Annotated in this window: 21 protein-coding genes; 14 read left to right on the forward strand and 7 right to left on the reverse strand. The window is 66.2% G+C overall.

Annotated features, from left to right (window positions below; translation table 11 throughout):
* Positions 1-128 precede the first annotated feature (128 nt).
* Genes BAY61_RS31345 through BAY61_RS31370 form a run of 6 tightly spaced genes read left to right on the forward strand, consistent with a single transcriptional unit; the run spans position 129 to position 6799 of the window.
* Positions 129-914 carry an ABC transporter ATP-binding protein gene (locus BAY61_RS31345; RefSeq protein WP_091806091.1) on the forward strand — a complete coding sequence of 262 codons (786 nt, stop codon included), beginning with the start codon at positions 129-131 and terminating at the stop codon, positions 912-914.
* The gene (locus BAY61_RS31350; protein ID WP_091806093.1) at positions 902-1678 is read left to right on the forward strand and encodes an ABC transporter ATP-binding protein; all 777 of its coding nucleotides are present in this window, start codon (positions 902-904) and stop codon (positions 1676-1678) included. Before BAY61_RS31345 ends, BAY61_RS31350 begins: the two co-directional genes overlap by 13 nt.
* The gene (locus BAY61_RS31355) at positions 1675-3513 is read left to right on the forward strand and encodes an AMP-dependent synthetase/ligase (RefSeq protein ID WP_091806095.1); all 1839 of its coding nucleotides are present in this window, start codon (positions 1675-1677) and stop codon (positions 3511-3513) included. Before BAY61_RS31350 ends, BAY61_RS31355 begins: the two co-directional genes overlap by 4 nt.
* Positions 3510-4406 (forward strand): branched-chain amino acid ABC transporter permease, encoded by an 897-nt coding sequence (locus BAY61_RS31360; protein ID WP_091806097.1) that lies wholly within the window; start codon positions 3510-3512, stop codon positions 4404-4406. The genes BAY61_RS31355 and BAY61_RS31360 overlap by 4 nt, the downstream gene beginning before the upstream one ends.
* A complete protein-coding gene (locus tag BAY61_RS31365; protein WP_091806100.1) occupies positions 4406-5500 on the forward strand; it encodes a branched-chain amino acid ABC transporter permease in 1095 nt (364 codons plus the stop codon). Before BAY61_RS31360 ends, BAY61_RS31365 begins: the two co-directional genes overlap by 1 nt.
* Before the next feature lie 15 nt (positions 5501-5515).
* Positions 5516-6799 (forward strand): ABC transporter substrate-binding protein, encoded by a 1284-nt coding sequence (locus BAY61_RS31370; protein ID WP_091806103.1) that lies wholly within the window; start codon positions 5516-5518, stop codon positions 6797-6799.
* 4 nt (positions 6800-6803) lie between these two features.
* Here BAY61_RS31370 and BAY61_RS31375 read toward each other — a convergent pair whose 3' ends face one another.
* Together BAY61_RS31375 and BAY61_RS31380 are read right to left on the reverse strand one after the other, a co-directional pair.
* The gene (locus BAY61_RS31375; protein ID WP_211323501.1) at positions 6804-8069 is read right to left on the reverse strand and encodes an aminotransferase family protein; all 1266 of its coding nucleotides are present in this window, start codon (positions 8067-8069) and stop codon (positions 6804-6806) included.
* 34 nt (positions 8070-8103) lie between these two features.
* Positions 8104-9513, reverse strand: coding sequence for a M20/M25/M40 family metallo-hydrolase (locus tag BAY61_RS31380; protein ID WP_176879735.1), 1410 nt, complete (start codon positions 9511-9513; stop codon positions 8104-8106).
* A gap of 364 nt (positions 9514-9877) precedes the next feature.
* On the opposite strand from BAY61_RS31380, the gene pdhA reads away from it, so the two are divergent.
* From pdhA to BAY61_RS31400, 4 genes are all read left to right on the forward strand, one after another.
* Positions 9878-11086 carry a pyruvate dehydrogenase (acetyl-transferring) E1 component subunit alpha gene (pdhA, locus tag BAY61_RS31385; RefSeq protein WP_091806106.1) on the forward strand — a complete coding sequence of 403 codons (1209 nt, stop codon included), beginning with the start codon at positions 9878-9880 and terminating at the stop codon, positions 11084-11086.
* Positions 11086-12114 carry an alpha-ketoacid dehydrogenase subunit beta gene (locus BAY61_RS31390; protein WP_091806109.1) on the forward strand — a complete coding sequence of 343 codons (1029 nt, stop codon included), beginning with the start codon at positions 11086-11088 and terminating at the stop codon, positions 12112-12114. Before pdhA ends, BAY61_RS31390 begins: the two co-directional genes overlap by 1 nt.
* A 15-nt stretch (positions 12115-12129) precedes the next feature.
* Positions 12130-13434: a dihydrolipoamide acetyltransferase family protein gene (locus BAY61_RS31395; RefSeq protein ID WP_091806112.1), complete on the forward strand. Its 1305-nt coding sequence runs from the start codon at positions 12130-12132 to the stop codon at positions 13432-13434.
* A 123-nt stretch (positions 13435-13557) separates the two neighbouring features.
* A complete protein-coding gene (locus BAY61_RS31400) occupies positions 13558-14022 on the forward strand; it encodes an FxsA family protein (protein ID WP_091806115.1) in 465 nt (154 codons plus the stop codon).
* 4 nt (positions 14023-14026) lie between these two features.
* On the opposite strand, the gene BAY61_RS31405 is transcribed toward BAY61_RS31400, so the two are convergent.
* Positions 14027-14587 (reverse strand): SCP2 sterol-binding domain-containing protein, encoded by a 561-nt coding sequence (locus BAY61_RS31405; RefSeq protein ID WP_245865603.1) that lies wholly within the window; start codon positions 14585-14587, stop codon positions 14027-14029.
* Positions 14588-14675: 88 nt separating this feature from the next.
* On the opposite strand from BAY61_RS31405, the gene BAY61_RS31410 reads away from it, so the two are divergent.
* Positions 14676-15335: a TetR/AcrR family transcriptional regulator gene (locus tag BAY61_RS31410; protein WP_091806118.1), complete on the forward strand. Its 660-nt coding sequence runs from the start codon at positions 14676-14678 to the stop codon at positions 15333-15335.
* Here BAY61_RS31410 and BAY61_RS31415 read toward each other — a convergent pair.
* Together BAY61_RS31415 and BAY61_RS31420 are read right to left on the reverse strand one after the other, a co-directional pair.
* A complete protein-coding gene (locus BAY61_RS31415) occupies positions 15322-16170 on the reverse strand; it encodes a MaoC family dehydratase (RefSeq protein WP_091806121.1) in 849 nt (282 codons plus the stop codon). The genes BAY61_RS31410 and BAY61_RS31415 overlap by 14 nt on opposite strands.
* 1 nt (position 16171) lies before the next feature.
* Entirely contained in the window at positions 16172-17530 is a 1359-nt protein-coding gene (locus tag BAY61_RS31420) for a 3-oxoacyl-ACP reductase (RefSeq protein WP_091806124.1), read from the reverse strand.
* Positions 17531-17625: 95 nt separating this feature from the next.
* Here BAY61_RS31420 and BAY61_RS31425 point away from each other — a divergent pair, with 95 nt between their 5' ends.
* The 3 genes from BAY61_RS31425 to BAY61_RS31435 are packed head-to-tail and all read left to right on the forward strand — an operon-like array spanning position 17626 to position 20814.
* A complete protein-coding gene (locus BAY61_RS31425) occupies positions 17626-18954 on the forward strand; it encodes an acetyl-CoA C-acetyltransferase (RefSeq protein ID WP_091806126.1) in 1329 nt (442 codons plus the stop codon).
* A gap of 58 nt (positions 18955-19012) precedes the next feature.
* Positions 19013-20002, forward strand: coding sequence for an ATP-binding cassette domain-containing protein (locus BAY61_RS31430; protein WP_091806129.1), 990 nt, complete (start codon positions 19013-19015; stop codon positions 20000-20002).
* Positions 19999-20814: an ABC transporter permease gene (locus tag BAY61_RS31435; RefSeq protein ID WP_091806132.1), complete on the forward strand. Its 816-nt coding sequence runs from the start codon at positions 19999-20001 to the stop codon at positions 20812-20814. Before BAY61_RS31430 ends, BAY61_RS31435 begins: the two co-directional genes overlap by 4 nt.
* A gap of 3 nt (positions 20815-20817) precedes the next feature.
* Here BAY61_RS31435 and BAY61_RS31440 read toward each other — a convergent pair whose 3' ends face one another.
* Positions 20818-21369, reverse strand: coding sequence for a DoxX family protein (locus BAY61_RS31440; protein WP_091806135.1), 552 nt, complete (start codon positions 21367-21369; stop codon positions 20818-20820).
* Positions 21370-21467: 98 nt separating this feature from the next.
* Positions 21468-22508 carry a glycerophosphodiester phosphodiesterase family protein gene (locus BAY61_RS31445; RefSeq protein WP_091806610.1) on the reverse strand — a complete coding sequence of 347 codons (1041 nt, stop codon included), beginning with the start codon at positions 22506-22508 and terminating at the stop codon, positions 21468-21470.
* Between the last annotated feature and the right edge of the window lie 92 nt (positions 22509-22600).

Below are 22600 nucleotides of genomic sequence, written 5' to 3' on the forward strand. Positions count from 1 at the left end.
TCCTGCCATCGGCGTAAGCAACCGCTAAATGTCACAGTTCGGCTCGGGTCTTGCTGTGCGCAGCGTGAACGCATAACGTCCATATCCGATGTGATCCACATCACTTTGATGGAGGATCGGTGACTCCCATGCTGTCCGTGAGCAACCTCGAAGTCGTCTACGACGACGTCGTGCCCGCGCTCCGCGGACTGAGCATCACGGTGCCTTCCGGCGCGATCGTGGCGTTGCTCGGCGCCAACGGCGCTGGCAAGACCACCCTGCTGCGCGCGGTCACCGGCCTGCTCGTCCCGCATCGCGGCAAGATCACCAAGGGCGCCGTACGGCTCGCCGGAACCGACGTCACGGGCGCCGACGCCGCCTTCATCGTCCGCAACGGCATCGCCCAGGTGATGGAAGGCAGGCGGATCTTCGCCGAGATCACGGTTGAGGAAAACCTCAAGGCGGGCGCGTACAGCAGACGAAACCGCGGCGAAATCCGCGAGTCCTACGTGCGGGTGCTCGATCTCTTCCCCGTGCTCGCGACGAGGCGCAAGGCCATCGCGGGTTACCTCTCCGGCGGCGAGCAGCAAATGCTCGCCATCGGAAGAGCACTCATGGCCGCGCCGAAGCTGTTACTGCTCGACGAGCCTTCACTCGGTCTCGCGCCCCGCCTCGTCGAACAGGTCCGCGACATCATCACGCACATCAACCGGCAGGGAACCAGCGTGCTGCTGGTCGAACAGAACGCCGTCATGGCGCTGTCGGTCGCAGGGTCGGGATACGTGCTCGAAACCGGAAAGGTCGTCAAGGAAGGCGAATCGGCCGCATTGCTCGCCGACGAGGACATCAGGGAGTTCTACCTGGGGGCAAGCGCCGAACACCGGTCGTTCGCCGAGGTCAAGAGCTACCGGAGGAAGAAGCGATGGAGCGCCTGACGCCGCTGCTCGAAGCATCCGGGCTGACCCTCCGCTTCGGCGGGGTGACAGCGTTGGACGACGTCGGTTTCGAGGTCGGCGGCGGCGAACTGTTCGCGATCATCGGGCCGAACGGTGCAGGCAAGACGTCGATCTTCAACTGCCTCAACGGGGTGTACCGCCCGCAGCGGGGCACGATCACCCTCGAAGGGACCTCGCTCGTCGGGCGCGCCCCTGCCGCGATCGCCGCGATGGGTGTCGCGAGGACGTTCCAGAACCCCGGACTGTTCAGCAGGCTCACCGTGGTCGAAAACCTGATGCTCGGAAGGCACCACCTCATGCGCACCGGGTTCTTCTCCGGCATGGCGTGGTGGGGAAGGGCCAAGCGGGAGGAGATCCGGCACAGGGCAGCCGTCGAGGACATCGTCGATCTGCTCGAACTTGAGCCGTACCGGTGGTCGCCCGCCGGACTGCTGCCCTACGGCGTCGCGAAGCGGGCCGAACTGGGCCGCGCGCTCGCGATGGAGCCCAAGTTGCTGCTGCTCGACGAACCGGTCGCCGGGATGAATCTCGAAGAGACCGAGGACACCGCGCGCTACCTGCTCGAAGTCCGAGCGGAACTCGGTATCGCCATGATCCTGGTCGAGCACGACATGAGCCTGGTGATGGACGTCGCCGACCGGGTGCTCGCGCTCGACTTCGGGAAGGCGATCGCGACAGGGAAACCCAGCGAGGTCCAGCACGATCCCCTCGTCGTCGAGGCATACCTCGGCGGTGCGGCGTGAAGACCGCGGCCGGTGGGCTCGGCACGAAGCCGGTCCGGCACGCCGACGACGCCGAGCCGACATTGCCCGCGCGGTTGCTCGCCAACGCACACCACCGTCCCTCCGCCGTCGCGCTTCGCGAGAAGCACCGCGGCTACTGGCGGGAATGGACCTGGTCGGAATACGCGCGCAGGGTCGCCAACACGGCGGCAGCCCTGCGGCGACTGGGCGTCGCGCGAGGTGAACGCGTCGCCATCCACGCGGAGAACCGGCCGGAGTGGGTGATCGCCGACCTCGCGGCGCAGAGCATCGGGGCCACCAGCGTCGGGATCTACCCGACGTCGCCGTCGGCCGAGGTGGAGTACCTGCTCGCGCATTGCGGCGCGACCGTGCTCATCGCAGAGGACGAGGAGCAACTGGACAAGGTCCGCGCGGTACGCGGCAAGCTTCCCGCGCTACGGCACATCATCGTCATCGACACTCGCGGGATCGGAGACGAGGATCTGCTGACCTTCGCCGCGCTGGAGGAAATCGGCGCGAACACCGACGATCCGCTCGCCGCGCTCGCCGAGTCGGTCGCCGCGCTCGACCCCTCATCGCCCGCGATCATCGTCTACACGTCGGGAACGACGGGCCCGCCGAAGGGCGCCCTGCTCTCGCACGCGAACCTCACTGCCTCGGCGAGCACGTTCCTCACCGCGCTCGGCGGCACTTCGGCCGACGAAGTACTCAGCTACCTCCCGCTCTGCCACATCGCGGAACGGCTCACCTCGGTGATCGACTCGGTGTGGGCGGGCTCCGTCGTGAACTTCGGCGAGGGTGGGCCTGCCTTCCCCCGAGACCTCCGCGACATTCAGCCAACCGTCTTCCTCGGCGTGCCGAGGGTGTGGGAGAAGCTGCTCGCCGGTGTCGAGTTGCGCATGGCTGACGCGTCGCCGTTCAAGAAGCTCGTGTACCGGTCGTGCCTGCGGCAGGGCAGGCGGATCGCGCCATCGAGGATGCGCGGTACCACCGGTCTCACCGACCGGTTGATCCTCGCGTTGTGCGAGCTGCTGATCTTCCGCACGTTGCGGGAAAAGCTCGGCATGGTGCGAGTGCGGGTCGCGTTGAGCGGGGCGGCCCCGATCGCGCCCGAAGTGCTCGAATTCCTGTGGGCCATCGGCATCCACGTCAGGGAGGGGTACGGACAGACGGAGAACACGGCGATCTGCACGCTCACTCCGGCAGACGACATCCGGCTCGGCATGGTCGGCACCGCGCTTCCCGGCGTCGAACTGTCCATTGCGGACGACGGAGAGATCATCACAAGGTCGGCCGGTGTCTTCCTCGGCTACCTCGACGATCCCGAAGCGAGCGCGCAGGCCGTCGACGAGCAGGGCTGGTTGCACACCGGCGACATAGGGGTCGTCGACGCCGACGGGTTCCTTCGCATCACCGATCGCAAGAAGGACATCATCATCACGGCAGGCGGCAAGAACGTCTCGCCTTCGGAGATCGAGAACCGGCTCAAGGTCTCGCCCTATGTGCGCGAAGCCGTCGTGATCGGCGACCGGCGCAAATACCTGACCGCGTTGATCGGTATCGAGTCCGACGTCGTCGGTGAATGGGCGAGCAGGAAGGGCATCGGGTACACCACCTATGCCGACCTTTCCGGAAAGCCCGAGGTGACGACTCTGATCCAGACCGTTGTCGACAGCACGAACGCCGTACTCGCCGACGTCGAACGGATCAAGCGCTTCACCCTGATCACGCGGGAACTCGATCACGAGTACGGCGAACTGACCGCGACGCACAAGGTCAAGCGGGCCGCCGTGGCGAAACTGTTCGGCGGCGAGATCGAGGCGATGTACCGATGACGGCCTTCCTGCAAAACTGCTTCGCCGGACTGTCACTCGGTTCGACCTACGCCTTGGTGGCGCTGGGTTTCGTCGTGATCTTCAAGTCGAGCGGGGTCATCAACTTCGCGCAGGGCGGCCTGCTCGCGCTCGGCGCCTACCTCGGATACACGTTCGCGAACGAGCTCGCGCTCGCCTTCGTCGTCGCGGTCGTGTTGTGCTGCCTTTCGACGGCCGTCGTCGGCGCGACGTTCGAACGCATCGTGCTGCGGCGAATGGTGGGCCAGCCGCCCTTCGCCGTCATCATGATCACGATCGGACTGCTGTTCATCCTGTCCCCGCTCGTCACCGCGATCTGGGGATTCGACCAGAAACAGCTCGACAATCCGTGGAACATCAGGACGGTCGAGCTCGGCGGCGTGGTCTTCGGAGTCCGCGACCTGTGGACCATCGGCATCACGGCGGCCGTCGTCGTCGGGTTCTTCGTGTTCTTCCGCCGCACCTCGCTGGGACTCGCGATGCGGGTGACGGCGTTCGATCAGGAAGCCGCTCTGGCACAGGGAATCAGCGCCCGCAGGGTGTACGCGACGTCGTGGGCGATCTCGGCCGCGCTCGGCGCGCTGGCCGGTGTCCTCATGGCGACCGGGCCGGGCGGACTGAACCCCTCGATCGGCAACATCGCGCTGGCCGCGTTCCCCGCGATGATCCTCGGCGGCATGGATTCCCCTTCCGGTGCCGTGCTCGGCGGGTTGATCATCGGCCTAGCCGAGGCGCTGACGAGGGGTTACCAGGACCAGCTCTTCTCGTGGGCCGGCAGCAACGTCTCGGTGATCGTGCCCTACGTGCTGATGATCCTGATCCTGCTCGTCCGGCCATACGGGCTGCTCGGCACCAAGGAAGTGAGGCGGGTCTGATGGGCGCGCACCGCAACGCCACCTTGGGGTACGCCGACGATCTGCGGTTGTTCCCCACCCCGCTCAAGCGCACGGGCCTGCTCGTGATGCTCGTCGTCTTCCTCGTGCTGCCCACCATCGTTCGCGACGACTTCTGGCTTTCCGTGCTCATCTACGTCGGGATCACCGCGGTGGGTGCGATCGGGCTGAACCTGCTGACCGGCTATTGCGGCCAGATCTCGCTCGGCCACGCCTTCTTCATCGGCGCTGGTGCTTACGCGGCGGCGAGATTCGGTGGAGCGATGGGACTTCCGCTCCCGGTGTGGCTGCTCGGCGCCGCGCTCGTCGGCGCGATCCTCGGTGGGCTCGTCGGCCCGTTCGCATTGCGGCTGCGGGGTCACTACCTCGCGATCGTCACGCTCGGCCTCGTTTTCATCGGCGATCATTTGTGGCGCAACCTCACCGGCATCACGGGAGGAAACTCGGGGACCTCCGTCGCGGCATCCGCCTCGCTCGGGCCGATCGACCTCGACGGCCTCTCCGTCTTCGGTCAGTTCTACTCCCGCAACCAGGGCTGGTTCTGGCTCGTGTGGGGCCTCGTCGCGATCGTCGCGCTGCTGGCGAAGAACCTGGCGAGAACAAGGCCGGGAAGAGCATTGCAGGCCATCAGGGACAGGGACCAGGCAGCCGAGATCATCGGTGTCCGCGCGGGGCGCTACAAGATCGGCGCCTTCATGGTCTCCAGCGCCATCGCGTCGATGGCCGGTGCGCTCTTCGGCGCCTACCAGCAGTTCGTCAGCCCTGACGAGTGGGATCTGCTGCTGTCCATCCAGTACATCGCGATCGTGATCGTCGGAGGACTCGGCACCATCTTCGGGTCGATACTGGGCGCCGTCTTCGTCGGCGCGCTTCCCGCGCTCATCGACCGCTACAGCGACGTGATCCCCGGCGTTCGAACCAGCGTCGGCGGCGAGGGATTCATCAGCGTTTTCGCGCTCAACCAAGCCATTTTCGGCCTGCTCATCGTGTTGTTCCTGGTGTTCGAACCGAGAGGACTCGCCGGGATCTGGCTGCGCATCAGGACCTACTTCGCTCACTGGCCTTTCTCCTACTGATCAAGGAGGCCCATCATGCAAGGGAAACCATGGAGAATCGGGGCCGTCCTCGCCTCGGCCACGCTGCTGGCCGTCGCCGCGTGTGGTGGCGCGGGCAACGAACAGCAGTCCGGTGGAGGTCAGGCCGGCGCGCCGCCGAACACGGCGGGATTCGACGGCACGACCATCAAACTCGGGGTACTCAGCCCGCTTTCCGGTCCGGTAGCCGTCATCGGCCAGCCGCTGACCGAGGGCAACAAGGTGTGGTTCGACTACGTCAACTCGCGGGGCGGTATCGCGGGAAAGTACAAGGTCGAACTGGTGCAGGAGGACAACCAGTACGCGGCCGACGTCACCGTGCAGCAATACAACAAGATCAAGAACGACGTCGTCGCGTTCACCCAGGTTCTCGGTACCGCTCCGACGCTCGCCGTGCTGCCGTTGCTGCGCACCGACAAGATCATCGCGGCGCCCGCCTCGCTCGACGCGTTCTGGGTTCGCGAGGACAACCTGCTGCCGGTCGGGGCCCCCTACCAGGTGCAGGCCATCAACACGATGGACTACTACCTCACCGAGGGCGGGGGCAGCCGTGACTCGCGGATCTGCACCATGGTCCAGGACGACGTCTACGGCGAGGCCGGTCAGCAGGGCATCGACTTCGCGGCGAAGGAGTACGGATTCACCGTCGCCAACACGCAGAAGTTCAAGGTGGGCACCGAGAACTACGCGGGCCAGATCGGTGCGCTCGCCTCGGCCGGCTGCGAGATGGTGTTCCTGACCGCGACCCCCGCCGACGCGGGCAAGATCTGGGGAACCGCCGCCCAGGCGAAGTTCGCACCGAAGTGGTTCGCGCAGTCACCGAGCTACGCCAACGCGCTGGCCCAGTCGGCTGTCGCGCCCTACCTCCAGCAGTACGTGACCATCGCGGCCGAGGGAACCGAATGGGGCGACTCGTCCGTGAAAGGCATGCGCGACATGGTGAGCAGGGCCGAACAGTACGCGCCGAAGCAGCAGCCCGACTACTACTTCGGCTTCGGCTACAACCAGGGAAGGGCCATGACCGCGTTGCTGGAGAAGGCCGTCGCCGACGGTGATCTGTCAAGGGACGGCCTTCTCAAGGCGAGCTCGGAACTCGGCAAGGTCAGCTTCGACGGCCTTTCCGGCGACTACGACTACGGACCTGCCGCGACCCGTAACCCGCCTCGCACGACGACGTTGTTCAGCGTCGACCCCGCGAAGCCGTTCGGGCTGGCCACCCTCAAGTACAACTTCACTTCGGAGGCCGCGGCGAAGTTCGAGTTCCAGAAGGCGACGCCGTAGCGGGTCACCGAGTGGTGATCGCGTCGAGCCCGGCGACGATGCTGTCGCCGAGCAGGCCGATCTCCTCCTCGGTGATGATCAGCGGTGGCGACACCGCGAGCGCACTGGCCAGCGGGCGGACGACCGCACCGTGCTCACGGACCGCCCGCTGCGCCTTCGCGACCACCGTCTTGTCCTGCTCGACGAGCGCGGGTGCCAGTTCGAGGGCACCGAGCAGGCCGGTGCCACCGCGAACATGGTCGACGGCCGGATGCTCCGCGACCTTGCACAGCATGTCGTACAACGGTTTTTCCAGTTCGCCGGACCGCTGGAGCAACTGTTCACGTTCGAGAATGTCCAAATTGGCCAGTGCGGCCGCGGCGACCGTCGGGTGACCCGAATAGGTGGGCCCGTGCGGGAACGGGTTCCCCGGCGCCTCCCAGAAGACATCGGCGACCGCACCGGAGATCGCGACCCCGCCGAGTGGGAGATAGCCGCTGGTGACACCCTTCGCGAAGGTGATCATGTCGGGTCGAAGGCCCCAGCGTTCGACGCCGAACCACGAACCGAGCCTGCCGAATCCCCCGATCACCGAGTCGGCGATGAACAGGATGCCGTGCTCTTCGCAGATCTTGGCCGCGGCTTCGAGGTAGCCCGGTTCGGGTGGGCGAACACCACCGGCGCCGATCACCGGCTCGGCGAAGAACGCCGCGATCTCTCCGGCACCGATCCGTTCGATGGTCGCCCTCAGGTCGTCGGCATCGTCGTGAGCCACCCTCGTCGTGTCGGGAAGCAGTGCCCCGAAGCCCGTCCTGTTGGTCTCGATCCCGGCCATACTCGTGCCGAAACCGTTGGTCCCGTGGTAGGAGTGCCGCCTGCTGAGGATGTGGATCCGCTCCGGCTGCCCGCGCTTGGCCCAGTACAGCCTCGCCAGCTTCGCGGCGGTGTCGATCGACTCGCCCCCGCCTGAGGTCAGGAAGATCTTCGCCGATTCCATGGGCGCGAACTCGGAAAGCCTGCGCGCGAGCAGTTCGGCTGGGGTGTTGGTGAAGTCGTTGAACACGAAGTAGGTGTCCAGCGTGCGAAGCTGACGCGAGACGGCGTCGGCGATCTCGGTCCTGCCGTGGCCGACGTTGCAGTACCACAGCCCTGCCGTACCGTCGAGATAACGCCTTCCGCCCTCATCGAAGATCCACACGCCGTCGGCCTTCTCGACGAGGAAAGGTTTCTGCTTGACGTCGGCCATGTTCGCGAACGGGTGCCACAGCCTGGTTTCGGCGGCATTGCTCATGAGTGTGCTGCTCCTCCGATCGGTTTCGATGTACTCACGCCGTGGCGTGTGCGTGCAGAATCCTCGCGACGGCTTCGGTCACCCGCTCCGTCTGTTCGAGATGCAACCATTCGTCGGCGACATGCGCGTTGTTGCCTGGCCCCCGTGGCCCGGTGACGACGAACTGCGCTTCGGGGTAGGCACGGCCGAACAGACCGAGAAAAGGGATGGTGCCACCGAGCCCGACGGCCCGCCACGGCTTTCCGAACACCTCGGCGCTCACCTCGTCCAAAGTGGACTCCAGCCAAGGTGCTCTCGGAGTGGCGTTCCATCCTGCCGCCGCCTCCGCCCTCTCGATCTCGACCTTGGCCCCGAAGGGTACGTCGGTGGTGAGTGCCTTCTCGATCGCACCGAGCGCCGCCGAGGCATCGGCGGTGGGCGGCAGCCGGAAGCTCAGTTTGAGACTCGTGTAAGGACGCAGCACGTTACCCGCGTCGGCAAGTGAGGGCAGCCCTTCCGCCCCGGTCACCGACAGCGTCGTGCGCCAGGTGTTGTTGAGCACCAGTTCGACGGGATCGTCGGTCGTGCTCCTGACTCCGCTCACGACGGGGAGACTCGGAGCGAGGAACCCCTCGGCCGCACCGATCCTGGCCTCCTCAATACGTTCCCCCGGGATGTCGACGACGAGTTCCGGCAGCTTGATCTGACCGGTCCTCGGATCCTCGATCCGGTCGAGCAGTTCCCGCAGGATGCGAAAAGAGCTGGGCACGAGGCCGCTGCCATGCCCCGAATGCACGCCGGAGGTGAGCACTCTGACGGTCAGGTCGAGAAACGCGATACCGCGCAGGGACGTGGCAAGCCACAGCCGTTCGTAGTCGAAGCCCGAGGTGTCGAGGCAGATGACGAGACCGACCTTGCCGAGCTTTCCGGCGAGGTGGTCGAGGTAGGCGGCGAGATCGGGGCTGCCCGATTCCTCTCCCGTTTCCAGCAGCACGACGGTGCGCGCGTGCCGTCCGTCCGCGGCGTGCAGTGCCTCCAGCGCGGCCGAGGCCGCGTACCCCGCGTAGCCGTCGTCACCGGCGCCACGACCGTAAAGCCGCTCGTCCTTGACGACGGGGGTCCACGGACCGAGGCCAGGCGACCACTCGCCGGCCGCGGGCTGCTTGTCGAGATGGCCGTACACGACGACGGTGTCGGCATTGGTCGCCGATCTGGCCGGAACGTCGAGCAGCAGCACCGGGGTTCGCCCTTCCAGTTCGACGACCTCCACCGTCGCACCCTCGATGGGTCGCCGCTCGAACCAGGATCTGACGTGCCGGACGGCCGCGTGGAGGTGACCACTTTCTCGCCAGTCGCCGTCGAAGGCTGGCGAGAGCGCCGGAATGGTCACGAACTCGGAAAGACTGGCCAGAGCATCCCGCGCCCACAGGTCGCGTACTTTCTGCCGCACCGCTCGCTCGTCCATGCCGTTGATCGTGACACGAAAAGGTTGTGTCACACGTCACACTGCGTAGGCCGGCCGGACGGCGGCAAGGGCGCCGTGCCGATCGCGGCGAGCGTGCTCGCTGGTTAACGCGCGTTCGCATGACCGACTTTTGGCGGCTACATGGTCGGGCTTCCTAGCGTTTCCGCAGCTCAACTACCACTTGAGAGCAACGAATCGGACTCGGGCGCTCTCCATTTCGGGACGATTCGTGCCAGGATGGCGGCGTGAACCGTCACCGCCGACGGCACCAGAGCGCTCGGACCCGATGCGTGCACGGTGGCCGCCGGTGCGCCCGTAGCAGTCGCCACAAGCGACTGCGCGGCACGATTTCAAGGAGAAGCGCATGTCGTCCCCGGAACAGTGGACGCGCCCGGAGCCTGGCGCCGGACCGGCCGCAACAGCGGCGGAACCGACTCCAGAACAGGTGATTGCGGGTTTGCGGGCAACAACAGAAGGCGGCACTGAGTTAACTCAGTTGCTCAATCCCGAAGGCGAACGGCTCGCCTCGCCGCGATTCGATCCTTACGTAGCCGACATCGACGCCGAAGCACTGCGTGGCCTCTACAAGGACATGGTGCTCGTCCGCAGGGCCGACAGGGAATCCAACGCCATGCAACGGCAGGGCCAGCTCGGCATCTGGGTTCCGCTGCTCGGCCAGGAAGCCGCACAGATCGGCTCGGGAAGGGCGCTGCAACCGCAGGACATGGCGTTTCCCAGCTATCGCGAACACGGCGTCGCCTACGCGAGGGGCGTCGACTTCCGTGAGCTACTGGGAATCTTCCGGTGCAGCGACCACGGCGGCTGGGACTTCAAGCGGCACGGCTTCCACCCTTACACCATCGTCATCGGCAACCAGGTGCTCAACGCGACCGGCTACGCGATGGGACAGAAGTTCGAAGGCAAGGTCGGCGACGACGACGGCGAAGCGACCATCGTCTACTTCGGCGACGGTGCGACGAGCCAGGGCGACGTGCACGAGGGCTTCGTGTGGGCAGCCGTCTACGACGCGCCCGTCGTGTTCTTCTGCCAGAACAACCAGTGGGCGATCTCGGAGCCGACCGAACGGCAATCGCGGCTCCCGCTCTACCAGCGCGCGAGAGGCTACGGCTTCGAAGGCATCAGGGTCGACGGCAACGACGTGCTCGGCTGTCTCGCCGTGTCGCGGTGGGCCCTCGAAGAGTGCAGGCGCGGCAATGGGCCGGTGCTGATCGAGGCGTTCACCTACCGCATGGACGCGCACACGACGACCGACGACCCCACCAGGTACCGGCTCTCCGACGAGCTTGAGGTGTGGAAGCACAAGGACCCGATCGAACGTGTCCGCGCGCACCTGGCCCGCACCGGTGGCGCCGACCAGGCGTTCTTCGACGACGTGCAGGCGGAGGCCGACCGGTTCGCGGCAGAACTGCGTGACTTCTGCTTCAACATGCCTGACCCGCCTCCTGAACGGATCTTCAGCGAGGTGTACGCCGATCCCTCGCCGCAACTCGACGCCCAGCGCGAGGAATACCTCTCCTATCTCTCCGGCTTCGCAGAGGCGGGTGGGCACTGATGGCCGCACCGACGCAGTCACGGGTGGAAAGCCCAGCCACGCAGGTACAACAGCTCACCATCGGCAAGGCACTCAACCAGGGCCTTCGGGCCGCGATGGAAGCCGACAAGAAGGTCATCGTCATGGGAGAGGACGTCGGCAAGCTCGGCGGCGTCTTCCGCATCACCGACGGTCTGCAGAAGGACTTCGGTGAGCACAGGGTTCTCGACACGCCACTCGCCGAGTCGGGCATCATCGGAACGGCCGTCGGGCTGGCCGTTCGCGGTTTCCGGCCGGTGTGCGAGATCCAGTTCGAGGGCTTCATCTTCCCCGGGTTCGACCAGATCTCCAGCCAGCTCGCGAAGCTGCACTACCGCACGCAGGGCAAAATCAAGGTGCCCATCGTCATCAGGGTTCCCTTCGGCGGCGGAATCGGCGCCGTCGAGCACCACTCCGAGTCGCCGGAATCGCTCTTCGCGCACACTCCCGGCCTCAGGGTGGTCTCCTGCTCCAACCCTGTCGACGCCTACTGGATGCTCCGGCAGGCCATCGCCTCCGACGATCCGGTGCTGTTCTTCGAACCGAAGCGGCTCTACCACTCGGGCGCGCTCAAGGCGCCCGTCGATCCGTCGGCGACGCCCGAACCGCTGTACACGTCGAAGGTGCTTCGCCGAGGCGACACCGCGACGCTCGTCGCCTACGGACCCTCGGTGAAGGTGTGCCTCGACGCCGCGACGGCGGCGGAAGAGGACGGGATGTCGCTCGACGTGATCGACCTGCGCACGCTGTCGCCACTGGACCTCGGCCCGGTGTTCGAGTCGGTGCGCCGCACCGGAAGGCTCGTGACCGTCAGCGAATCCTCCGGAGAGTCCTCGATCGCGTCGGAGATCGCCGCAAGAGTGCAGCAGGAGTGCTTCTACTCGCTCGAAGCGCCCGTATTGCGGGTCACCGGCTTCGACACGCCCTACCCGCCTTCGAAGTTGGAGGAGCATTTCCTTCCCGACCTCGACAGGGTGCTACACGCCGTCGACCGCGCGCTGGCCTGGTGAAGGGGGACCGGACACATGCCTGACTACAAGCAGTTTCCCCTCGCCGACACCGCGGAGGGGCTGACCGAAGCCGAAATCCTCGGCTGGCGGGTACAACCCGGCGACGAGGTCCAGGTCAACCAGATCGTGGTCGAGGTCGAGACCGCGAAGGCCGCCGTCGAGCTGCCCATCCCGTGGGCCGGCGTCGTCACCGAGTTGCTGGTCGAACCAGGCCAGACGGTCGAGGTCGGCACGCCGATCCTCACGGTCGACGTCGATCCACAAGGCGCGGCACCTGCCACGCCCGCATCGAACGGAGCCGCCCAACCGGCGCAGGCCGAGGAGGAGATGAAGCCGCTCGTCGGCTACGGCTCCAAGACGGTGGTCGCCAAGCGGAGGGCCCGCACGGGCGGCGGCGGAACTCCAGCGCCGGAGCCGGTCGCCGCGACCGCACCACCGGCGGAGGTGCCCACGCCGAGGGGTGGCTACGTGCCACTCGCGAAACCGCCGGTGCGCAAGCTCGCCAAGGAACTCGGCGTCGACCTGCGCGAGCTGGACGGGACCGCGGACGGAGGCGTGATCACGCGGGACGACGTCCAGCGTGCCGCGGCGGCCGAACCCGAAGCCCCCGGGCAGCAGGGCTCCCGGGAACGGAGGGTGCCCATCAAGGGCGTCCGCAAGGCCACGGCACAAGCCATGGTGGCCAGCGCGTTCACGGCACCGCACGTCACCGAGTTCCTGACCATCGACGTCACCCCGATGATGGAACTCCGGCAGAAGCTCAAGGTCAGCCCCGCTTTCGCGGGCGTGAAGCTGACCCCGCTCGCCTTCGCCGCGAAGGCCGCGTGCCTCGCGATGCGAAGGACGCCGGACATCAACGCGCTGTGGGACGGCGACAACGGCGAGATCGTCTACAAGGACTACGTGCACCTCGGCATCGCCGCGGCAACGCCGCGCGGGCTCGTGGTGCCGAAGATCAGGGACGCCGAGAGCATGTCGCTGGTGGAGCTCGCCGGGGCACTGGAAGCGCTGACCAGCACGGCGAGGGAAGGCAAGACCCCGCCCGCCGACATGCTCGGCGGCACCTTCACGATCACCAACGTCGGCGTCTTCGGCGTCGACACCGGCACGCCGATCATCAACCCCGGTGAGTCGGCGATCCTTGCCGTCGGAGCGATCAGGGACATGCCGTGGGTGGTCGAAGGCGAACTCGCGGTGCGCAAGGTGATGCAGTTGTCGCTGAGCTTCGATCACAGGGTCATCGACGGTCAGCAGGGTTCCGAATACCTCGCCAACGTGGGCGCGCTGCTCTCCGACCCGGCCGTCGCCATGACCTACTGACCACCGAGCGTCACTCACCGCGACCGCGTGATGGAAGCGGGGGAGCTTTGCTGCCGTTAGGCGGCAGTAAAGCTCCCTTGCTCACGCGGGAGCAAATTCGGACGGTCACGCGTTGAACCGGACATGGCCGTCTTCTTTTTGCTGTACGTGGTAGCCGAGGTGGCCGCCGTCTGGGCGGTCGCATCGCTGATCGGCTTCCTGCCGACGCTGGGGTTGTTGCTGCTCGGCGCCTTCGTCGGCTCGTGGCTCGCTCGCAGGGAGGGCGGCAAGGCGGCCAACGCCTTCATGATGTCGGCCAGAGCGGGCAAGCCCGCGCACACCGAGATCACGGACGGCATGCTGGTCGGCCTCGGCGGCATGCTGATCCTCGTGCCCGGTTTCGTCACCGACGTGTTCGGCCTGCTGTTGCTGCTCCCTCCGACAAGGGGGCTGTTCCGCAAGGCATGGCTGCGCCGCATCGAGCGCAGGGCTCCGCTCGGCAGGCAGCGGCCCGGGCCGAACAGGGTGATCGTCGTGGACAGCGAAGTGGTCGAAGAGCCGCGCCCCAACCAGAACCCCCCTGGCAAGCCGATCATCGACTCGCAGTGACGTCCTACTCGCGCACTTTCGGGATGTCGAAGTAGCCGCTGAGCCGTACCGCGGGCGCGTATTCGCCCTTGACCTTGACCTTTCCGGTGACGAACATCGCGGCGGCGAGCGCGTTGCCGGTGGCCATCCTGATGAAGTCGTCAACGGCGACCGTGATGGTCGTGTCCGGCGTTCTGCCGCAGTCGGCGCTCGAAACGCACCTTCCGTCTTCGATCACGGTCTGGAACCGGTCGAAGGCGTACTCGTCCGAAGGGAACCGCCAGCCCACGACGATGCTGATGTGTTTCGCCCGCTCGGGTACGAAGTGCTCCGACATCCGCCGGAAGATCTCGTCGAGAAAGACCGCCCTGAGCCCCTGATGCGCGGCGATGCCCTTGATCTGGTCTTTTGATGCTTTCGCGACGATGTCGGCAAGTACCTCGGTGGACAGCGAACTCAACTCGACTCCGGCACCGGCGTCGTCGAGCATGCACAGCGTTTCGAGAAGCTGCACGAACTGCTCCGTCGTCAACGCCCGCACGTCGATGTTGCGAGCGAATTCGTCCAGCACACTTCCGAACGACACGGCGTCAGGTTACTCATCGGTAGATAAACCGGCAACGCAAGCAGGACACCGCCAACGGGTAGCGTTTCCCGAGGCGAAGGAGGAACTGGTGGCCGACGACGTGAAGCGGGCGCCCGAGCGGGCAAAACGGTTGCCGAGGGCGGTCAGGGAAAAGCAGATCCTGGACGCCGCCGTCCGCGTGTTCTCCCTTCATGGCTACCACTCCGCCTCCATGGACGAGATCTCCGAGGTGGCAGGCGTATCGAAGCCCATGATCTACAGCTACCTCGGTGCCAAGGAAGACCTCTTCCTGCACTGCATCCGCAGGGAGGCGGGCCGACTGCTCGAAGCCGTTCAGGCAGGCATCAAGCCCGACCTTTCCCCTGACATGCAGCTTTGGCACGGCTTGCGCTCGTTCTACGGCTTCGTCGCCGAGTACCGCGAGTCGTGGACGGTGCTGCACCGGCAGGCACTGACCGTCGGCGGTCCCTTCGCCGGCGAGATCGACACCCTGCGCGGCAAGGCCATCGAGTTGGTTTCGGCGCTCGTCGTATCGGCAGGTTCGCGAAAGGGCCTCGCCGAGCAGGCCGAGTTCTCCGGCGAAGGACTCGCCGTCGCATTGGTCGGGGCGGCGGAATCGCTCGCAGACTGGTGGCTCGACCACTCCGATGTGTCCGACGGCGTGCTGGCCTCCTGGCTGATGAACCTCATCTGGCTCGGCTTCAACGACCTCGTCGAGGGCGAGGTGTGGCGGCCTACCGAGCAGTGATGGTGCCGCTCGCGTGCGGCCTCGGCTTGCGCGCGTTCCACAGCTCGAACGCCCAGCCGTCCTCGGTGTGCCACGTCGTGAACGCGACCTTGGCAGGCAGCAACACCGGCTGTTTGAACCGCACGTCGACGGTGAACTCGCCGGGCAGCCTGCCCTCGAAGGCCGCGAGGATCCGCGCTTTCGTCCACATCCCGTGCGCGATCGCCGAGCGGAACCCGAAAAGACGCGCGGTCAGCGGGTGAAGGTGGATCGGGTTGCGATCGCCGGACACCACCGCGTAGCGGCGCCCGATGTCTCCGGGTACCCGCCACACCGCGTCCGGCGAAGGTGGCGCGAGCTGCACGCCACTTCCGCTCGACGCCGCGCCGGTCTTTCCCCTCCTGAGGTAGGTGCTGACGTCCTCCCACACCGGCTCCTCGCCGACCAGCGCCTCGCTGACGACGTCGAACTGGGTGCCCTTCTCGTGCGGCCGGAGACTCCGCGCGCCGACGCGCAGCGTGAGCGGCTCACCGAGCCGGAGCGACCTCGACTGCGTTATCCGGTTCCTGACGTGCACCATGCCGAGCAGCGGGAACGGGAACGCCTGCTCCGTCATCAACGCCATCTGGAGCGGGAAAGCGAGGATGTGCGGATAGGTGGCGGGCAGTTCGTCGCCGAGCCCGAACCCGCAAACCCTGTTGTAGGCGGCGACCGCGTCGACATCAGCGACCACGCCATGGCGCACGTATTCGATGTCGGGCAGCGCCGCACCGCCGCTCTTGCGCAGTCCGCCGAACACCGCTTTCGGGTAGAGCGAGGCCGGGTTGGGCGCGCTGTCCAGTTCTTTGACCAACATGTCAGGCTCCGAGAAAGGCTTGGCCGCAGACCCTGACCACGTTGCCGTTGACGGCCGAGGAAGCCGGATTGGCGTACCAGGAAATGGTTTCGGCGACGTCGATGGGCAATCCACCCTGCGCGAGACTCGACAGTCTCCTCCCGACCTCCCTGATGACGACGGGAACGGCCGCGGTCATCTTGGTCTCGATGAATCCGGGGGCGACGGCGTTGATCGTGGCGGGGTACCCGGCGAGTCGTCGCGCGGCCTCGTTGACCATGCCGATGACACCCGCCTTGCTCGTCGCGTAGTTGGTCTGACCGAGGTTGCCCGCGATACCGGCGATCGAGGAGACACCGATGATCCTGCCGCCATCGCGAAGCACCTTGTCGCCGATCAGCAGATCGTTGACGGCGAGCTGCGCGGAGAGATTGACGTTCAGCACGGCGTCCCATCCACTCGCGGTGAGGTTGCCGAGCGTCTTGTCCCTCGTGATGCCCGCGTTGTGCACGACGATGTCGACGCCGCCGTGCCGCTGCCCGAGGTGACCGGCGAGCCGCGAAGGAGCATCGTCCTTCGTGATGTCGAGCTGTAGAGCAGATCCACCGATCTCGTTGGCCACTGTGGACAGTTCGGCGCCCTGAGCGGGGATGTCGAGCGCGACGACGTGTGCTCCGTCTCTCGCGAGGACATCCGCGATGGCGGCGCCGATCCCTCGCGATGCTCCCGTCACGAGCGCGACCTTGCCCGCGAGCGGATGATCCCAGCTATCCGGTGCCTGAGCGGACGTCGCCCCTTCCGCGCCGATCCTGATGACCTGTCCGTCCACAAAGGCCGACTTCGCGGAAAGCAGGAATCGCATCGTGGACTCCGTCGCGTTCTCCGCACCGTGCGCCACGTAGACGAGCTGCGCGGTGGCGCCCCGCTTGAGTTCTTTGCCGAGCGAACGCACGAACCCTTCGAGCGCTCGCTGCGCGATCCGCTCCCTGCCTTCCACGGCTTCGGGCGGCGAACCGAGGACGACGACCCGACCGCCACTGCCGATCGCCTTGACGACAGGGTGGAAGAACCGGTGCAGTTCGCGCAGCTCACCGGGATCGATGATGCCCGTCGCGTCGAAGACGAGGGCGCCATACCGCACGTCCGCCTGCGCCGATGACGCCGAGGACACTGTCAGCACGTCGATCCCCGCGCCGTCGAGCTGCGCGGCGACCGTCTTCTCCAGCCTGCCCTCCGGCGCGGCGCCGACGAGCGCCGGGCCTTCCAGCGGCGGCTGTCCCCGCTGATACCTGCGCAGCGAGGGCGGATTGGGCAGGCCGAGCCGGGGCACGAGGAACTTGCCGATCGGCGTCCTCGTGAACTGTCGATACCTGTCAGCCATGGGTACCTCCCGTGCCGGTTCTGCGACTGCCAGCCTAACCTACTCATCAGTAGGTTACACTTCCCTCCGGTACCGTTCGTGGACCAGGAGGAGCCATGGCGTCAGCGCAGAAGGCCGGCGGCGGCCGGGCCAGGTCGAGCAGGAGCAAAGCGGCGACGGTCCGCAAGGTCGCCGTCATCGGAGGCAACCGGATTCCGTTCGCCCGCTCGAACGGCCCCTACGCCAACGCGTCGAACCAGGACATGCTCGTCGCGGCGATCAACGGCCTCGTCAGCCGGTTCTCCCTGCAAGGAGAACAGATCGGCGAGGTGGCGGCCGGTGCCGTTCTCAAGCACTCACGCGACTTCAACCTGGCAAGGGAAAGCGTTCTCGGCAGCACCCTTTCTCCCGCGACACCCGCGGCAGACGTGCAAATGGCCTGCGGAACAGGCTTGCAAGCGATCATCAACGTCGCCAACAAGATCGCGCTGGGCCAGATCGACTCCGCGATCGCGGGCGGCGTCGACACCACCAGCGATGCACCGCTTGCCGTCAACGACAGCCTCCGCAGGTTGCTGGTCAAGCTCAACGCGGCGAAGTCGGCCGGTGAGCGGTTGAAGCTGCTCAGCCGCGTCCGGCCTGGACACATCGTGCCGGAGATTCCTCGCAACGCCGAACCGAGGACGGGCCTCTCGATGGGTGAGCACGCCGCGCTCACCGCGAACACGTGGGACATCTCCCGGGCCGATCAGGACGCGCTGGCCGCGGGAAGCCACCGGAAACTGGCCACGGCTTACGAAAGCGGCTTCTTCGACGACCTGGTGACTCCCTACCTCGGGCTCGCCCGCGATCAGAACCTGCGACCCGACTCGACCGTGGAGAAACTCGGCAAGCTCAAGCCCGTGTACGGCGGACGAGAAGGCACGATGACGGCGGGCAATTCGACTCCGCTTTCCGACGGCGCCTCGACGGTCCTGCTCGCGACGGAGGAATGGGCGAAGCAACGCAACCTTCCCGTTCTGGCGTACCTGACCTTCTCGCGGACCGCGGCCGTGGACTACGTGCACGGCGAGGAGGGCCTGCTCATGGCGCCCGCCTACGCGGTACCGCGCATGCTCGCGAGCGCGGGCGTTTCGCTGGGGGACTTCGACTTCTACGAGATCCACGAAGCCTTCGCCTCGCAGGTGCTCGCCACGCTCAAGGCGTGGGAGGACCCCGCTTTCGCCAAGGAAAAGCTCGATATCGAGGAACCCCTTGGCTCCATTGACCGGGAAAAACTCAACGTGAACGGTTCGTCACTCGCCGCAGGCCACCCATTCGCGGCAACCGGGGGTCGCATTGTCGCGACACTCGCCAAGCTTCTTCACGAAAAAGGCTCCGGTCGTGGCCTTATTTCCATCTGCGCGGCAGGCGGTCAAGGAGTGACCGCAATTCTGGAGCGCTGATATTCAAGGCCGTTCTATCGGCACGACAAATGTCGGTACCCACTTCTAGGCTGTGGGCATGTCGGAGACCGGAAGAGGCATCGCGGTCAGAGCTCGCGGCCTCGTCAAAACATACGGCTCAACGCGAGCCCTTGATGGCGTCGACCTCGAAATACCGGTCGGCCAGGTACTCGGCCTGCTCGGCCCGAACGGAGCCGGCAAAACAACGACTGTTCGTATCCTCACCACGCTCTTGAAGCCCGATTCGGGTGAAGCCGAGGTGGCGGGTCACAACGTATTGACCGAGCCGGATGCCGTTCGCCGTTCTATCGGACTTTCCGGACAATACGCGGCCGTCGACGAAAACCTCACCGGCTTCGAGAACCTTTACATGGTCGGCAGGTTGTACGGGCAGCCAAAAGCGCGGGCGCGGGAAAGGGCGAGGCAGTTGCTGCGCAGGTTTCGCCTCGACGAAGCCGCCGATCGGCCCGCGAAAGGCTATTCGGGCGGAATGCGAAGGCGACTCGACCTCGCTGGTGCGCTCGTCGCGCAGCCGAGTGTCGTCGTGCTTGACGAGCCGACGACGGGACTCGACCCGCGAGGCAGGATCGAGATGTGGGACGTCATCGAGCAACTCGTCGCAACGGGGGCGACCGTGTTGCTGACGACGCAATACCTTGAGGAAGCCGACCGGCTCTGCGACTCGATCGTCGTGATCGACAGGGGAACGGTGATCGCCAGAGGCACCTCGGATCAGCTCAAGAGCCGCATCGGTGGTGAACACCTTGAGATCGTCACCAGTACCGCCGACGAGATTCCGGTCGCCGTCGGTGTGCTGCGTCAGGTCGGTGTCGGGGAGCCGGCGACGGACGAGAAGACCCGCCGGGTCGACGTGCTGGTCGAGACGGGGCCGAAAGCGCTTGTCGAGGCGCTGCGCCTGCTCGACGCACACAATGTGAGCGTGCAGGACGTCGGCCTCCACCGGCCGACCCTCGACGACGTCTTCCTTTCGCTCACCGGTCGTGACACGACCGAATCCGCGAGCAGCGGCGAGGAGGTCGTGTCATGAACGGTTTCACCAAGACCCTGTCCGACAGCGGTGTCATCACCTGGCGCAACGTCGTGAACGTCCGGCGCAATCCGGAATGGCTGTTCGGGGCGACCCTGTTTCCGATCATGTTCGTACTGCTGTTCGCCTATGTCTTCGCGGGCGCGATCGGCGGACCCGGCGGCAACGACGCCGACTACCGCGAGTTCCTCATCGCGGGCATCTTCGCGCAGACGGTGGCCTTCAACTCCTCGTACACGGTCATCGGGTTCGCCAACGACCTGCAAAAAGGCATCATCGACCGGTTCAGGTCGCTTCCGATGTCGCGGTTCGCGGTCATCCTGGGCAGGACGACGGCCGACCAGGTGCTGAGCATCGTCGTGCTGATCGTCATGTCGGCCTGCGGGCTGCTCATCGGCTGGCGCATCAGGGGCAGCGCGGTCGACGCCGTGCTCGGCTACCTCATGATCCTGCTGTTCGCGTTCGCGTTGTCCTGGGTCGGCGCCTACATCGGGCTCGTCGCGCGCAGCGTCGAGGTCGCCAACAGCCTGGGCCTGATCTGGATGTTCCCGCTGACGTTCATCTCATCGGCGTTCGTGCCACAGCAGAGCCTGCCGGGAATTCTGCGGTCGATCGCCGACTGGAACCCGTTCACCGCTGCCGTCAACGCGACGAGAGAACTGTTCGGCAACACCGGACCGACGGGCTGGCCAGCTCCATCGGGCTGGCCTGCCGAGAACGCCGCGCTCTACGCCGTGCTCAGTTCGCTCGCCATCATCGCGATCTTCGCGCCGCTGGCAACCAGCCGTTACCGCAAGGCGGCCACCAAGTAGCGCTCAGTGGGGGACCACGGACTCGACGGCCTTACCCGCCTTGTCCGTGGCCTCACCCGCTTTGCGCTGCACCGTGCTCGCCGTGTCCCTCACCTGCTTGTTCGCGTGCCTCGCGGCTCGCTTTGCCCGCCAGCCCAGCGAAGGCTTGCCCTCGGTGTCAGCCGCGGCCAGCAGCAACCCGCCTGCCAGCCCGGCGTTCTTGAGAAACTGGACCTTCTGCTGTTGCCGCTGGCCTGGCTCGGTCTCCTCCCAGAAGGGATGCCCAGCGATCGTCGTCGGGACGAGGCTGCCGAGCAGCAGAACCGAAGCGAGCCGGGGAACCCTTCCTGTCGCGAGCAGCACGCCACCGGCGATCTTCACAGCCGCGTCGACGCGCACCAGGTTGGCCGGCTCGGTCGGGACGGCGTCCGGCAACGCGTCGGCCTGTGCTCCCACGGTCTTGTCGAGCAGTGGCTTGGCGACATTCGCGTGCCCCTCGGCGTCCCTGAGCGCGTTGACGCCGCCCGATACGAAGATCGCCGCCAGGAGCGGACGAGCAAGTCGACGGAGAATCATCGCGACCTTCCTGTGCCGGGAACATGTCCGTCAGCAAGCTACCCATTCCCTGCCTTCTTCACTCGTCTACCGGTTTCTAGTACTGAACCTAGAAAGCTTTAGCGAGCCGGATACACCCTCGGCAGCCGGAAGCCGTGGTCGGCGGCCACCTCACGCAACCGGTCGGGATAGTCGGTGATGATCCCGTCGACGCCGTCTTCGATGAGCTTCGCCATCGTCGCCTTGTCGTTGACCGTCCACGGAATGACCTTGATGCCCGCCCGGTGCGCCTCGGTGACCAGATCCTTCGTCGTGAACGGGACGTAGTCCGGATCGCCGACGACGCCGCCCTGCGGGTTGCCGTGGACGGGGGAGAGCGCACTCGCCCCGAAGCTGCCGACGGCCTCCACCGGGCTGCCGTCGAAGTCGTCGATGTCGAGCCCGCCGAGCCACGGCGACTTACCCGGCTGCCCCACTTGCAGGAACTCGGGCTGGGTCAGCGCGACGACCGGCAACTCCGGCGCACGTTCGCGCATCAGCATCAGCGCACCCCAGTCGAAGCTCTGGATCGTGACGTTGCGAGCGAACCCGGAACGCCTGATCTCGGAGGCGGCCCTTTCGACGAACTGCTCGCGAGGCGCCGTCTCTTCGGGAGCCGCTGCCTCGACCTTGGTTTCGATGTTGAACTTGACGTGCCAGGCACGGTGCTCGCGGGCCAACGCGAACAACTCGGCCAGCGTCGGCATTTTCGCGCCGGGGGAGAGCTGCTGACCAGGATGGTCGGGGTGCCGTAGCGACCCACAGTCGAGAGTTCTGACCTGCGCGAACGTCAGGTCCTTCACGTACTTGCCCGCATAGGGGAACTGTGGGTCTCCCTGCCTGACCGGTCCGGTGTCGACACACTTTGCCGGGTTGATCTGCCGGTCGTGCGTGATCACGTCCTTGCCGTCACGGGTGATCTGGATGTCCAGCTCCAACGTCGTGACGCCCAGTTTCATCGCGTTCGAGAACGCGGCGAGCGTCCCTTCGACCGTAAGGCCGATCCCGCCCCTGTGGGCCTGGATGTCGAACTGCTTCCGTGGTTTCGCGGTCGCGGATCCGCCGCCGACGAGAACCGCGACCAGCAACAACACGGTGAACGGAAGCGCCCTTCTCAGCATCGTCATCGTCACGCGCCGACCCTCGCAGGTTCCGGTGGCGAGGAGGCCAACCTCCGGTAACGCGCCTGACACGCCGATACGAGTTTCTGTCC

The organism is Prauserella marina (genome assembly GCF_002240355.1).
In the GTDB taxonomy this organism is placed as follows: Bacteria; Actinomycetota; Actinomycetes; order Mycobacteriales; family Pseudonocardiaceae; genus Prauserella_A; species Prauserella_A marina.

Coding starts and splice junctions, on each gene's coding strand:
- BAY61_RS31345 (WP_091806091.1), top strand. CDS start 129: ATGCTGTCCGTGAGCAACCTCGAAGTCGTCTACGACGACGTCGTGCCC.
- BAY61_RS31350 (WP_091806093.1), top strand. CDS start 902: ATGGAGCGCCTGACGCCGCTGCTCGAAGCATCCGGGCTGACCCTCCGC.
- BAY61_RS31360 (WP_091806097.1), top strand. CDS start 3,510: ATGACGGCCTTCCTGCAAAACTGCTTCGCCGGACTGTCACTCGGTTCG.
- BAY61_RS31365 (WP_091806100.1), top strand. CDS start 4,406: ATGGGCGCGCACCGCAACGCCACCTTGGGGTACGCCGACGATCTGCGG.
- BAY61_RS31370 (WP_091806103.1), top strand. CDS start 5,516: ATGCAAGGGAAACCATGGAGAATCGGGGCCGTCCTCGCCTCGGCCACG.
- BAY61_RS31375 (WP_211323501.1), bottom strand. CDS start 8,069: ATGAGCAATGCCGCCGAAACCAGGCTGTGGCACCCGTTCGCGAACATG.
- BAY61_RS31380 (WP_176879735.1), bottom strand. CDS start 9,513: ATGGACGAGCGAGCGGTGCGGCAGAAAGTACGCGACCTGTGGGCGCGG.
- pdhA (WP_091806106.1), top strand. CDS start 9,878: ATGTCGTCCCCGGAACAGTGGACGCGCCCGGAGCCTGGCGCCGGACCG.
- BAY61_RS31390 (WP_091806109.1), top strand. CDS start 11,086: ATGGCCGCACCGACGCAGTCACGGGTGGAAAGCCCAGCCACGCAGGTA.
- BAY61_RS31395 (WP_091806112.1), top strand. CDS start 12,130: ATGCCTGACTACAAGCAGTTTCCCCTCGCCGACACCGCGGAGGGGCTG.
- BAY61_RS31400 (WP_091806115.1), top strand. CDS start 13,558: ATGGCCGTCTTCTTTTTGCTGTACGTGGTAGCCGAGGTGGCCGCCGTC.
- BAY61_RS31415 (WP_091806121.1), bottom strand. CDS start 16,170: ATGTTGGTCAAAGAACTGGACAGCGCGCCCAACCCGGCCTCGCTCTAC.
- BAY61_RS31420 (WP_091806124.1), bottom strand. CDS start 17,530: ATGGCTGACAGGTATCGACAGTTCACGAGGACGCCGATCGGCAAGTTC.
- BAY61_RS31425 (WP_091806126.1), top strand. CDS start 17,626: ATGGCGTCAGCGCAGAAGGCCGGCGGCGGCCGGGCCAGGTCGAGCAGG.
- BAY61_RS31430 (WP_091806129.1), top strand. CDS start 19,013: ATGTCGGAGACCGGAAGAGGCATCGCGGTCAGAGCTCGCGGCCTCGTC.
- BAY61_RS31435 (WP_091806132.1), top strand. CDS start 19,999: ATGAACGGTTTCACCAAGACCCTGTCCGACAGCGGTGTCATCACCTGG.
- BAY61_RS31440 (WP_091806135.1), bottom strand. CDS start 21,369: ATGATTCTCCGTCGACTTGCTCGTCCGCTCCTGGCGGCGATCTTCGTA.
- BAY61_RS31445 (WP_091806610.1), bottom strand. CDS start 22,508: ATGCTGAGAAGGGCGCTTCCGTTCACCGTGTTGTTGCTGGTCGCGGTT.